The 12,837-nt window shown below is 43.0% G+C and carries 12 protein-coding genes and 1 riboswitch; of the genes, 10 read left to right on the forward strand and 2 right to left on the reverse strand.

From position 1 onward, the window contains the following. The first annotated feature begins 671 nt into the window (after positions 1–671). From prfA to glyA, 10 genes are all read left to right on the forward strand, one after another. A complete protein-coding gene (prfA, locus tag IEV91_RS12870) occupies positions 672–1,745 on the forward strand; it encodes a peptide chain release factor 1 (protein WP_188497823.1) in 1,074 nt (357 codons plus the stop codon). A 5-nt stretch (positions 1,746–1,750) separates the two neighbouring features. Continuing rightward, complete coding sequence (prmC, locus tag IEV91_RS12875; RefSeq protein ID WP_188497892.1) at positions 1,751–2,611, forward strand: peptide chain release factor N(5)-glutamine methyltransferase; 861 nt, start codon at positions 1,751–1,753, stop codon at positions 2,609–2,611. Positions 2,612–2,988: 377 nt separating this feature from the next. Beyond that, positions 2,989–3,723, forward strand: a complete 735-nt coding sequence (gene spoIIR / locus IEV91_RS12880; protein WP_188497824.1) for a stage II sporulation protein R — start codon at positions 2,989–2,991, stop codon at positions 3,721–3,723. 455 nt (positions 3,724–4,178) lie between these two features. Then, positions 4,179–4,619 carry a GNAT family N-acetyltransferase gene (locus IEV91_RS12885; protein WP_188497825.1) on the forward strand — a complete coding sequence of 147 codons (441 nt, stop codon included), beginning with the start codon at positions 4,179–4,181 and terminating at the stop codon, positions 4,617–4,619. Positions 4,620–4,706: 87 nt separating this feature from the next. Next, positions 4,707–5,744 carry an L-threonylcarbamoyladenylate synthase gene (locus IEV91_RS12890; RefSeq protein WP_229745587.1) on the forward strand — a complete coding sequence of 346 codons (1,038 nt, stop codon included), beginning with the start codon at positions 4,707–4,709 and terminating at the stop codon, positions 5,742–5,744. A 145-nt stretch (positions 5,745–5,889) separates the two neighbouring features. Continuing rightward, complete coding sequence (locus IEV91_RS12895; protein ID WP_188497893.1) at positions 5,890–6,432, forward strand: manganese efflux pump MntP; 543 nt, start codon at positions 5,890–5,892, stop codon at positions 6,430–6,432. Between the two features lie 404 nt (positions 6,433–6,836). Beyond that, positions 6,837–7,427 (forward strand): low molecular weight protein arginine phosphatase, encoded by a 591-nt coding sequence (locus IEV91_RS12900; protein ID WP_188497827.1) that lies wholly within the window; start codon positions 6,837–6,839, stop codon positions 7,425–7,427. Between the two features lie 190 nt (positions 7,428–7,617). Then, positions 7,618–8,187, forward strand: a complete 570-nt coding sequence (locus IEV91_RS12905; RefSeq protein WP_188497894.1) for a TIGR01440 family protein — start codon at positions 7,618–7,620, stop codon at positions 8,185–8,187. Positions 8,188–8,283: 96 nt separating this feature from the next. Beyond that, positions 8,284–8,387: riboswitch (SAM riboswitch) on the forward strand. 155 nt (positions 8,388–8,542) lie between these two features. Beyond that, positions 8,543–9,664, forward strand: a complete 1,122-nt coding sequence (locus IEV91_RS12910) for a methionine biosynthesis PLP-dependent protein (protein WP_188497828.1) — start codon at positions 8,543–8,545, stop codon at positions 9,662–9,664. A 208-nt stretch (positions 9,665–9,872) separates the two neighbouring features. Then, positions 9,873–11,117, forward strand: coding sequence for a serine hydroxymethyltransferase (glyA, locus tag IEV91_RS12915; RefSeq protein WP_188497829.1), 1,245 nt, complete (start codon positions 9,873–9,875; stop codon positions 11,115–11,117). Positions 11,118–11,253: 136 nt separating this feature from the next. On the opposite strand, the gene IEV91_RS12920 is transcribed toward glyA, so the two are convergent. Together IEV91_RS12920 and IEV91_RS12925 are read right to left on the reverse strand one after the other, a co-directional pair. Continuing rightward, entirely contained in the window at positions 11,254–11,940 is a 687-nt protein-coding gene (locus IEV91_RS12920) for a hypothetical protein (protein WP_188497830.1), read from the reverse strand. Then, positions 11,937–12,836: an ABC transporter ATP-binding protein gene (locus tag IEV91_RS12925; protein ID WP_188497831.1), complete on the reverse strand. Its 900-nt coding sequence runs from the start codon at positions 12,834–12,836 to the stop codon at positions 11,937–11,939. Before IEV91_RS12925 ends, IEV91_RS12920 begins: the two co-directional genes overlap by 4 nt. Position 12,837 lies beyond the last annotated feature (1 nt).

Consider the following 12,837-nt stretch of genomic DNA (forward strand, 5'->3'; position numbering starts at 1 on the left):
AACCCCTGTTCCTGCGTCTACTCGTATCGCTTCGTCGTCAGCTTTCTCGGAACAACTCGAAGTTTATTCGTGAAGTAACGCTGGTTGCTGTTCCCGAAGGACTCTAGTTTAGGCATCCGTGAGTCAGCGGCGCTGAGGAACACACTCTGTATAAGTGTTCCGAATCTCGCGTCTTCCTCTCTAATCCACTTGATATTGACGAAGCATTTTGGTAAAAAAGCTTTTTAATGCCCAACTGAATAAGGACCAGGCATGCATTTCGCCCGGTTTTTCTAAAACGTTTGAATAAAACCTTATAAGGACTACCTTGTCTTCGTCATTACGTCGTGGTGACAACCCCAATATGTGAAGGCATATACTTACACATCAGGCTGTGCTTAGCGAAGCGGTGAAGTGAAAGTCACATTTTCTAATAAAGGGTAAGGGTGGCTTCTAGTATACTTGGTGGGTGATACCTGAACGTTCTGAAACGATTGCACATATTATACAGCGGAAGTCTCAGCGAATTTTGACGTTCGATTTTAGCTGTAATATACTTAGGAAGTGCCTATATGTGCGGCAGACAGGTTTTCTGTATTTTTGGATGACCTTTAATAATATGAATTTCAATGCGTTGCCATTTAAAATCAGAGTGGCAAATGAGAGTGACTATAGAATGAGGTGAAGGTTCAATGCTTGACCGATTGCAATCTTTAGAGGATCGTTATGAAAAACTTAACCAACTCCTTTCAGATCCTGAAGTGATTAGTGACCAAAAAAAGCTTCGCGATTACTCCAAGGAGTCATCTGATCTAGAAGAAACGGTACAAACCTACCGTGAATATAAAACCGCGATGCAAGAACTTGAGGATGCTAAGGCGATGCTTGAAGAAGAAAGCGATGCCGATATGAAAGAGATGATCCGTGGAGAGATCAACGGATTAGAGAAACACATTGATGAGCTTCAGGAACGGCTAAGAATCCTGCTCATTCCAAAGGATCCTAATGATGACAAGAACGTCATTGTCGAAATCCGCGGAGCAGCGGGTGGTGATGAAGCTGCGTTATTTGCTGGGGATCTTTATAAAATGTACACCCGATATGCAGAAAACCAAGGGTGGAAAATCGATGTTATGGAAGCCAGTCAGAGTGAGGTTGGCGGCTATAAAGAAATCATTTTTATGATTAATGGTAAAGGCGCTTATTCTAAACTTAAATATGAAAATGGCGCTCACCGCGTACAGCGTGTCCCAGAAACGGAGTCTGGTGGCCGGATTCATACGTCGACAGCAACAGTCGCGGTCCTTCCAGAGGCAGAAGAGGTTGAAATCGAGCTTCATGATAAAGACATTCGCGTGGATACCTTTGCTTCGAGTGGCCCTGGAGGTCAAAGTGTGAATACCACGATGTCCGCAGTGCGGTTGACTCACCTTCCCACCGGCATCGTCGTTTCTATTCAAGATGAAAAATCACAAATTAAAAACAAAGAAAAGGCAATGAAAGTCTTACGTGCGCGTGTTTATGATAAGTTCCAAAAAGAAGCAGAAGCAGAATATGCTGCGAACCGAAGATCAGCCGTCGGTACGGGGGATCGTTCAGAACGTATTCGGACGTACAATTTCCCTCAAAGCCGTGTAACGGATCACCGTATTGGTTTAACCTTGCAAAAGCTCGACACCATACTTAATGGGAACCTTGATGAAATCATCAATGCATTGATAGTGGAAGATCAAGCGAAAATGATTGAACAAGCGGAGGCGCTATAATGGCCATCAAAATCTACGAAGCCCTAAGATGGGCTTCTTCTTTTTTACAGGAGCATCATCGTGATGAAAACATTGGTGAACTCCTTCTCTGCCACCGTTTGCAGCTGTCAAGAGCCTCTCTTTTTGCGGAAATGCGCGAATCATTGAAGGCGGAGGACTGGGACTGGTTACAAAAGCAGATCCACGCCCATGTTACTGGCATGCCTGTTCAGCATATTATAGGTTCAGAATGGTTTTATGGTCGAAAATTCAAAGTGAATCCATCGGTGCTGATTCCAAGGCCTGAAACAGAGGAACTCGTTCAGGCCATCCTACAGTTAAAAAAGGAGCATTTTGACAAAGGGGCGGTTAGTTATTGTGATATTGGTACCGGCAGTGGTGCGATTGCGACAACTTTAGCGCTAGAAGATCCTAAAAGCCACGTGACTGCAGTGGATATATCGCCAGCAGCTTTAGAGATGGCCAAGGAGAACGCCAAATCCTTAGGGGCAGAAGTTACTTTTGTTGAGGGTGATTTACTGAGCGCGTTTTTGGGGAAAGCGACCTTTGATATTGTCGTTTCTAATCCTCCTTATATTCCGAGCCGTGAGGTTGATCAATTAGATACTCTGGTCAAAGACCATGAGCCGAGGCTAGCTCTTGATGGCGGGGCGGATGGATTGAGTCCCTATCGTTTGATTTGTCAGCAACTGCCACATGTCATGGGTCCAAAAGGGCTTGTCGGATTTGAGATTGGCAGCGGGCAAGGCGCAGCGGTTGCTGAGCTCTTAGAATCACATTTAGGTGATCGAAATGTAAAGACAATGATCAAACATGACATCAATAAGCATGAAAGAATGGTCTTTGCTGTTTTTGGGAAAAAATAAAATGACGCACGAAAAGTAGAGTGGCCGCGCACAAAAAGAGGGCTTATGCGCCTGAAACGGCGGCGCGGCGCACAAAATGCCCACGAAAGGGATACTATGATGCACGAATTGTGGTTCCGCGCGCACGAAACAGTGGGGATCCGCACAAATCACGACCGAAAACAAAGTGGTCGTGCTCAAAACGAAGCCCTTTACGCACAAAACAACTGCGTGCTCAGCCCAAAATCGCACCACGCTGGCAAAACCGCAACCAACTCAAGTAAAGTATTTAACAGATTGCTAGTTTTGTCGAACGGTTTTTAGAGAAATTTTTGATTGCTAATGTTTAAGATTTGTGATCCCGTCCATACTGAAGTACCAAGAAAGGCGGGAGAACAATGAAACGAAAAATGATTCTAGCATTTATACTTCTTTTATTTATTTTAGTTGTTATTATGGAAACTCAAACAAGGCTATCAAATGCCAAAGAAAGTGCCAATCCTATTCCTGAGGACGCCATCCGTCTTCGGATTTTAGCCAATAGTAATTCAGCGGCAGATCAATCAGTAAAAAGACAAATTAGAGATGCTGTAAACGCAGATGTTGAAGGCTGGGTCCAACATCTCAAAACAGCCAAACAGGCGAAACGTGTGATTCGTGACCATCTTGATGAAGTGCAAGATACAGTAGCTACAAAACTAGCAAAAATGGGTCTTGATGAATCCTTTACGGTTAAATTAGGTCAAGCTGATTTTCCGACTAAAATGTACGGTGGTTATGTCTATCCTGCTGGGAAATATGAAGCTTTAGTGATTACCTTAGGTCAAGGTGTTGGCGCCAATTGGTGGTGCGTGTTGTTTCCACCTCTCTGTTTTTTAGATTTCTCAAATGGTGATGCCGTAAAGACAGATGATGAAACCCATAAAGCAGAAAAGCAAGCAGAGCCTAAAAAAGTAATGGATACGGGGAAACAACATAAAAAAGTAGAGGATGCTGGAAACCAACATCAAACAGATAAAGTGACTCAAAAAGTAACGGATAAGAACGAAGAAGAAAGTGACAAGCCTGAGGTTAAATTCTTCCTTGTCGATCTTTTTGAAGGCATTGGCAACTTTTTCTCAAAACTTTTTTAACTGAAACTTTTAACAAGGGTTGGTAGCATTAAAGGTGATTACAAGATCAAAGTTTAGGAAAAAAGGGTCTAAGACTTTAATTTAACGAATCAGTAAGTATACATTCTGGTTATCAGAAACGGTGTGGATTTCCGCTTTAGAACGCTCGCTTCAATCGACCTGTGTGGATGATGCATTTTGGTATTAAGAAATTTCTCAGTCCTTTTAAGGAATGGGCATGCTTTCGCCCGGTTTTTCTTAAATTGTAGAGCAAGTGGTCGCGGGAAAGCGCTCTTTGCTGGTAAAGTGGAGCACTTTTATAAAGAAGTTATCCTCATTCAAAGTCCATGGTTGTGGATAAACCTTGTTGATGATGTGGATAAACCATTCCTATCACATTTCTATTAAGAATCACGTCTATTTATCAAATCCATTTCATAGATTGGTTAGAAATGATAGATTAGAGGAGGATGACGATGATTCGCGAAATTATTGAGGTGGATGCTAAATATAGGGAACAAATCAAAAGGTTTATTCACAAGGTAGGGTTAGTGTGGACACCAGAGTGTGAGGATGCCCAGTTCCTTGTTATGGATAATAAAGGGGTTTGGGCCGCAGTTATAGGCATTGCTAAAAACCATACACACGCGATCTTGCGTACGATGGTGCTGGATCCCAAACAATGTGACGGCGACGATTTGATGCGGTTGCTAACAGCTGCAATTGCCAAGGCAGAAAGCCTGCATGCAGAAGGTCTCTATTTTCTGACGATGGCTTCAGCTGATCTCTTTGAGCCGCTAGGATTTGTAGAGATTCCCTTTACGGAACTTCCTAATGAACTTCAAAAGGATCCTTTATTTACGAAAGAAAAAAGCAACTCAGCCCGTGTGATGCAGTATACGATTGAAAGTGACTAATAATGAACTTATTCACAACTTATTCACAGAGTTGTGGATAAAACGATGTTTATCCACAGGTTTGAGGGAAAGAACGGAGTAATGGACATGTACGAGACAAAACGCTGGAATGTACAAGCGGTCGATCAGGCCACTAAAAAAGCAGACATAAAGGCGGCGGCGGCACTTATCCAAGACAATGAGACCGTCGCTTTTCCGACAGAAACAGTCTATGGTTTAGGTGCAAACGCATTATCAGATGAAGCGATTGCTAAAATCTTTGCAGCGAAGGGGCGCCCAAGTGACAATCCTTTAATTGTGCATATCGCTGAACGTCAGCAATTACATCAAGTGGCGAAGACGATCCCCCCGATAGCCCAGCGGATTATGGATGCTTTTTGGCCAGGGCCTATTACCGTCATTGTACCGGCAGCGCCAGAAATTGCCCAAAAAGTCACTGCGGGATTAGACACAGTGGGTGTCCGCATGCCTGCTCACCCCATAGCGCTCGATCTTCTCAAATATGCGGGTGTCCCTGTGGCGGCCCCTTCAGCTAACCGCTCTGGAAAACCTAGCCCTACCTCCGCTGATCATGTTGCTTATGATCTCAATGGTCGTATAGCGGGAATATTGGATGGTGGGGTTACCGGTGTAGGTGTCGAGTCTACCGTGGTGGATACTACAGGAGAAAAAGCCGTATTGCTGCGTCCAGGCGGTATTTCTCGGGAACAACTCATTGAACTTTTAGGAGCATTAGAAGAAGATCCTACCCTTGGGCAATCGGATGCAGCGCCGCGATCCCCAGGAATGAAGTACCGGCATTATGCGCCAGAAGCACCGGTTTACCTCGTGAAGGATCCAGAGAAACGTCTTCCCTCTTTTATAAAGAAGGAGAAACAGACTGGGAAGCATGTGGGTGTCATCGCAACCGAAGAACATTTGGAGGCTTATAGAGAGGCTGATGTCATCACTGCTATGGGATCAGTAAAAGACCTCACGAGTGTAGCACAAAGACTTTATGATGCATTGCGGAAAATGGATCAGGCGGAAGTCGATGTGATCTTCTGTGAAACCTTTTCATCAGAAGGCATTGGCCTTGCTATAATGAATCGATTAAAAAAGGCGGCGAACGGACGCATCCTTTAATGGCCCGTTTTGAGGCATTCTCGAAGGCTCTTGACCGTCTGGGCATATGGACAAATATTTAAGGCTTGACTTCTAAATCGCTTCGGACATGCATAGGATGGCTTTAGGCATGTAAGGAGGCGAACCAGTGGATACAGTTGCTGTAATGAAATCATTAGTGGCATTATTTATGATGGCAATTGCTTTAGGGATGGATGCCTTTTCGGTAGGTATGGGGATGGGGATGATATCTCTAAGGCTTCGACAAATTTTTAAAATTGGACTGACCATTGGGGTCTTTCATGTCATCATGCCATTAGCCGGAATGTTCATTGGGGTGATCCTCTCCGCACATTTTGGTAAGGTGGCATTATTTGCTGGCGGCGTTCTACTTATTTTACTCGGAGCACAAATGATCTTTTTTTCTTTTCAAAAGGAAGCAGGTCCCATTGTCCAGCCTATTGGTTTAGGGCTCATTATATTTGCGGTGAGTGTGAGCCTTGACAGTTTTTCAGTGGGCTTAAGTCTTGGGATATATGGCGCAAGAGTTTGGGCTACTGTTGTAATGTTTGGTGCTGTGAGCATGGTGATGACATGGCTGGGATTATTATTAGGTCGTAAATTTCAAAAACTTTTCGGGTCATATAGTGAGGTTTTAGGTGGTTGTATTCTTTTTGCTTTTGGGATTAAACTATTACTGAGTATGTAAAAGAACAATTCAAAAAATAAGCGCCTTTTATGGGCGTTTTTTAAATGGATTCTCCTAAAGGAAGGATCGTCTGCATTCCAGCGGAGTCAATGAAAATTGTCGGAAAGTTATCGTGTTAAATTCTAGTGAAGAGGCTTTTATAGACCTCTAATATGTGATATAAATAGTTCTAAAAGAAGGACTGCCAAAAGGCAGAAGCTCTTAGGATATGGACAGTTGACAGTGTGATAAGGACAGTATGTTTTTAACATTGAATGCTCATCCAAAGAGTGGCTAATTCTTCTTTTAAACACAAATAGGGCGACACTTACATATCTCTTGTTTAATAGGTTTAATCTATATCTAAGATGAGGATAAGGGAAACCAGTTAAAGTTCTATTTGTTTTACGTTGGGGTGATGAACAATGAAAAAGGTGCTGTTTATATGTACTGGGAATACATGCAGAAGCCCAATGGCGGAAGCAATATTGAAACAGCGGGCGGGTGATCAGTATGAAGTGAAATCAGCGGGTCTTTTTGCCCAAAGAGGTCAATCTGCTCATCCAAATGCGATGAAAGTACTAGCAGATCACGGCATTACTCACCATCACACCTCTCAACCCTTGACCAAGGATTTAGTGGATTGGGCAGACGTTATTTTCACTATGACAGAAGGACATAAAAACGCCTTAATACAGCAGTTTCCTGAAGCGATTCAAAAAACGGCTACTTTAAAAGGATATGTCAGTGCTGATGAGGATTGGAAACTTTGGAAAGAAGCGATGGCGGAGTATCAAATGAAGAAGGCGATATATACAAACGAAAAGGACAAGGCAAAAACAAGTGAGCTTGAACAAGAGTTATGGGAGGCTGAAGCACGGATCCATACTTTAGAGTACACAACAAACAGTATAGATATAGAGGACCCCTTTGGCGGGTCGGAAGAAGTATATCAAGAGGTTTTTGAAGAATTGCAAGCACTCATAGATCAATTTATAAAAAAAGATGGGGAATAATCTAACGGATTTTAAGGAAATATGTCTAATCTTTCCCGGGAAATATCGAAATCTGACTGGGAAAATGGCGAAAGGTTAAGAAGTCTGTTGAAGTTTGAAGAGCGATGAGACCAAGAAAGAATCAGAAATCCTAGGGAATGACCTTAAATTTTTGATATTTTTTACGACATAGAAAGGAAGGCAAGTAGTGATGGATGAGCTTAACGGTATCAGCCAACAAGTCAATCAAGTTTTGGAGGCTTTACAAGATGCCATGCCACTGACAAGTAAACATATCCTTGTGATCGGTGCAAGTACGAGTGAGGTTATTGGTGAACATATTGGTTCTGCAGGAACAGTTGAGGTAGCTAACGCTATTTATCAAGCTTTAAATGAATTTCAACAAAAGACGGGTGTTCAGTTAGCTTTTCAGTGCTGCGAACATTTAAATCGCGCCCTAGTGGTCGAAGCGGAGACGGCTGAACAGAAGCATTTGAGTGAAGTCACAGTGGTTCCTGTACGCTCTGCAGGAGGGGCGATGGCAGCGTTAGCTTATCAAAAAATGAACCATCCTGTTGTAGTAGAAGAGATTCAAGCAGATGCCGGAATCGATATCGGAGACACATTTATTGGTATGCATCTTAAGGCAGTCGTTGTTCCGTTGCGTTGTGCGATCAAGGAAATTGGCAATGCTCATGTCACTTTCGCCCGGACGCGCCCAAAATTAATTGGTGGTGAACGAGCGGTTTATCCAGAAAAGGAAAAAGTTAATCATTTTTAGAAATAAACATCAAAAAGGGGAAAAGTTAAAAATAGATTGACTTTTGAGTCTTAGATTGATAAAATCCAAGGCATAATAACCAATTCCATAAGTGTTTTCTTATCAAGAGAGGTGGAGGGACTGGCCCTGTGAAGCCCGGCAACCTGCTATATAAGCAAGGTGCCAATTCCTACAAAGGCACAAACTTTGTAAGATAAGAGTCTTTATGCAGACCTCTCTTTTTATGAGTGGTCTGCTTTTGCGTTACAGGCTTATGTTTACACCCACGCCCTATTTTGGGGATGACAGCCGATAAGATAAGTGCGACCGATGGAGAGACAGGTTAAAAAGAAAATCAAAGTATTTAATGGGGTGGATGAGTGTGGAGAATCGAAAAATAGCAACACAACTTGTACAAATTGGAAATAATAAGGATCCGTTGACGGGAGCTGTCAGTTTGCCGATTCACTTATCGACCGCCTACCGTCACGAGGGGTTAGGGCGCTCAACAGGTTACGATTATGCAAGAACAGGCAATCCTACTCGAGCAACTCTAGAAGCAGCAATTGCCGAACTCGAAGGTGGGGCACGGGGACTTGCCTACAGCTCTGGAATGGCGGCCATCCAAGGACTGCTTTCCTTATTTTCTTCAGAAGATGAAATCGTGACGTCAAGTGACTTATACGGGGGCACCTATCGTCTTTTGGAAATCGCAAGGGACCAGCGACACCTTTATTTCCGCTCAACAGAAAGTGATGAGCTTGAGGATTTTAAAGCAGCAGTCACTCCAAAGACTAAGGCTATTTTTATAGAAACGCCCTCTAATCCTTTAATGAAAAAGATTGACATAGAAGCGATTGCAGCGTTTACACAAGAGAAAGGCCTATTACTAATCGTTGATAACACCTTCTATACCCCCTATATTCAGCGTCCCTTAACGATGGGAGCGGATATTGTGCTTCATAGTGCGACGAAATATTTGGGGGGACACAATGATGTATTAGCAGGGCTCATTGTTGCAAAGGATCCTGAAGTCGGAAAGAAACTCGGAAACTATCAGAACGCAGCAGGTGCTGTTTTAGCGCCTTTTGATTGTTGGCTCTTAATGAGAGGGATGAAGACACTTGCTTTAAGAATGCGTCAGCATGAGTCTAATGCCAAGGCAATCTGCGCCTTCCTAGAAGCCCATGAAGCTGTCGCTGATGTGCTTTATCCTGGTCGAGGCGGCATGGTGTCCTTTAGAGTGCAAGACGAAAAGCAAGTTGCACCATTATTGGAAAATCTCAAGCTCATTACCTTTGCAGAAAGCTTAGGGGGAGTGGAAAGTTTTATGACCTATCCAGCCACCCAAACCCATTCCGAAATTCCTGAAGACGTTCGTATTAAAAAAGGTGTCTGCAATCGTTTGTTACGACTTTCGGTCGGCATTGAGGATGCTGAGGATTTAATGGCCGATTTAGATCAAGCCTTAAAGGCCACTTTGGTAACAGAAGGATAAAGGACAAGCAAATGAGTTTAAAACCTCGGTAAATTACTCCTTTGAATTCTACAAAAAATCTGTCAAAATTCGTTTTATTTATGATATGATGTGGATAGATTTTAATAGCAGCTGTTTGGAACCTGAAGAAGCATAAGGCTGACCTCATATGGGCAGGCTTCTGTTTTTTCTGTTCTTGAACATGCTAAAGTGAGAAAGGGTGTAAAGGATGACAAGCATCAAGGAACAAGATCCGAAGGTTTACGAAGCAATCCATAAAGAATTAAACAGACAACGTGATAAAATTGAACTTATTGCCTCAGAAAACTTTGTCAGTGAAGCCGTTTTAGAGGCTGCAGGTTCAGTATTGACGAATAAATACGCTGAAGGTTACCCTAGCCGACGTTACTATGGAGGCTGCGAATATGTCGATGAAGCGGAAACGTTAGCGATCGAACGCGCGAAGGAGTTATTCGGAGCTGAACATGCCAATGTGCAACCACACTCCGGTGCTCAGGCGAATATGGGTGTGTACTTCTCGATCCTCGAGCCTGGCGATGTTGTTTTAGGCATGAACCTTTCACATGGTGGCCACCTCACTCACGGAAGTCCTGTTAACTTCAGTGGCAAGCTTTATAAATTTGTAGAGTATGGGGTCGATAAAGTCGATCATCGCATTGATTACGATGATGTTCTCTCTAAGGCAAAAGAACATCAACCGAAGCTAATTGTAGCGGGTGCCAGTGCTTACCCTCGAGAAATTGACTTTAAAAAGTTCCGTGAAATTGCTGACGAGGTCGGTGCCTATTTAATGGTAGATATGGCTCATATCGCTGGACTTGTTGCAACAGGCCTTCATCCTAATCCTGTTCCTTATGCTCATTTTGTCACAACAACCACCCATAAAACCTTACGGGGACCAAGGGGCGGCATGATTCTATGTAAAGAAGAGTTTGCCAAAAAGGTGGACAAGTCAATCTTCCCTGGCGTCCAAGGCGGTCCTTTAATGCATATCATCGCGGCTAAGGCAGTCGCACTCGGCGAGGCCCTTGAGCCTTCATTTAAAGAGTACGCTAAGCAAATTGTTGACAATGCCAAGGCCTTTGCAGCAGCATTGAAAGCAGAAGGTCTTGAGCTCGTCTCTGATGGTACAGATAATCATCTCGTTCTACTTGATGTTCGTAACCTTTCCCTTACAGGTAAAGTTGCTGAGCGAGCGCTCGATAATGTTGGCATTACAACCAATAAAAACACGATTCCTTATGATCCTGAAAAGCCGTTTGTAACAAGTGGCGTTCGTATGGGAACCGCTGCGGTAACGACCCGTGGATTTGGTGTGGAAGAGATGAAAGAACTCGCAGCCATTATTGCGTCCGTCTTAAAGAACGTCGAAGATGAAGCCGTTGCAGAAGAGGCGAAAGCCAGAGTCGGTAAGCTGACTCAAGCCTTCCCACTTTATCCGAATAAAAACTAAACATAACAATGAAGCGGAGAAACCTTAGGGTTCCTCCGCTTTTCTAATTGTGAAGATCCTTTTTTGTGAAAGTCGCTTGGGTGAAGATGAACGCCTTCGGACTGTCTGAGTATAAAGGCAGCTCACTAACCAATAGTTAAACCGTTGTCCGCCTAATAAAGAGATATGAGACGATTATATAAATCACTAAAAAAGGAAGTGTCCACATAGAAAGGCCAAATGCTGTGTGTTGACCAATCCAATGAAAAACATCCATCCACCAGCCATAATAGGTGCAAAGAAAAGTGCCACAAGAGAAAAGGACCAATAAAGCTCCAAAGAAAACGAAAAGTCCATATTGCCCAAACCGCTGATAAATACTTGAAACCATGAAACCCAGGAAAAACATATTCAGCATTGCAACAAAGTAGAGTAAGAACTGCTCGATTAGTGAACCGTCATTAAGGTACGGCAAATGAAAAAAGTGTAACTGGACACCCCATCCTCCTGATGTTGTTTCAAAAAAAGCAAAAAGGAGTAAAAGAACAGCGATACCCGCACTGACTACAAAAAACATACCCGAGGTTCCAAGGTAAAAATCATTTCTCCTCACGCTTAAACCGATAGCAAAATGAAACATGTGGGTTAGAGTCACAATCCCTAAGACTAGCATATAAGCGAAGATGGAACATAAGCCACCTGTGTAAATGGGTTCATCTCCGCTTGTCAAATAGCCAACGAAGAGATTGATAAGAAAACTAGACAAGAGAATGATCCATGGAGCGAAAAACCATGACCATTTTTCTTTGAAATGCATTTTCATGACGTTGATGGCTGGATTCATTGGAGTTCTACCGCCTTTCCTTGAGAATTTCCACCTGTAAGATGAACAATCAATTCCTGTATGGACACAGAAGTGATGTTAAGGCCAAGTAAATCTGCCTGTTTACGATCTTCAAACTTCGGCGTATCCATAATGACAGCTGAAGTAAACCCTCCTAAGGAATGAGGCTTATTAATAACCTTTTTCCCTTGAATGAAGGCGTCCACCTTCGTGGCCAGACCAGCTACGGCATAGGCACTTCCGCGCAAGGAATCGGCCTCTTCATTAATAATTAACTCACCCTTATCGATGACCATCACCTGCTCCAAAATTTTACTTACTTCATCAATTAGGTGAGTCGACAAAAGAATGGTCCGTGGGTGATCTGCATAATCTTCAATCAAATGATTGTAAAAGAGATTCCGAGCAACCGCATCGAGCCCTAAATAAGGTTCATCAAAAATGGTAAGGGGGGCACGACTAGCTAGCCCAATAATAATACCAACAGAGGATAACATCCCTCTAGATAACTTTTTAATTCTCCGCTTTCTAGGGAGGTTAAAATCTTTTAGCAAACGTTTAGCAAAGCGTTGATCCCAGTTTGGAAAAAGTGTAGCAGCAACCTCTAAAACGTCATGAACACAAAAGTTAGGTGGGTATTTTTGGCTCTCCTTTATAAAACAAATCTTATTAAGGACGTCGCGGTTTTCGTAGGGCCTCTCATCAAAGATTTTTAAGTCACCACTCGTAGGAAAGAGTTGTGCTGTAATCATATGCATGATTGTTGTCTTTCCCGCTCCGTTTCTCCCAAGAAGCCCACAAATCTTATTGGATTCTATAGAAAAACTAACATCTTTTACAGCGATGTCTTTGCCATAAGACTTTGTTAGGTTATGAATGTCAACAACCTTACTCATT

It is taken from the genome of Pullulanibacillus pueri (assembly GCF_014639255.1).
GTDB lineage: Bacteria > Bacillota > Bacilli > Bacillales > Sporolactobacillaceae > Pullulanibacillus > Pullulanibacillus pueri.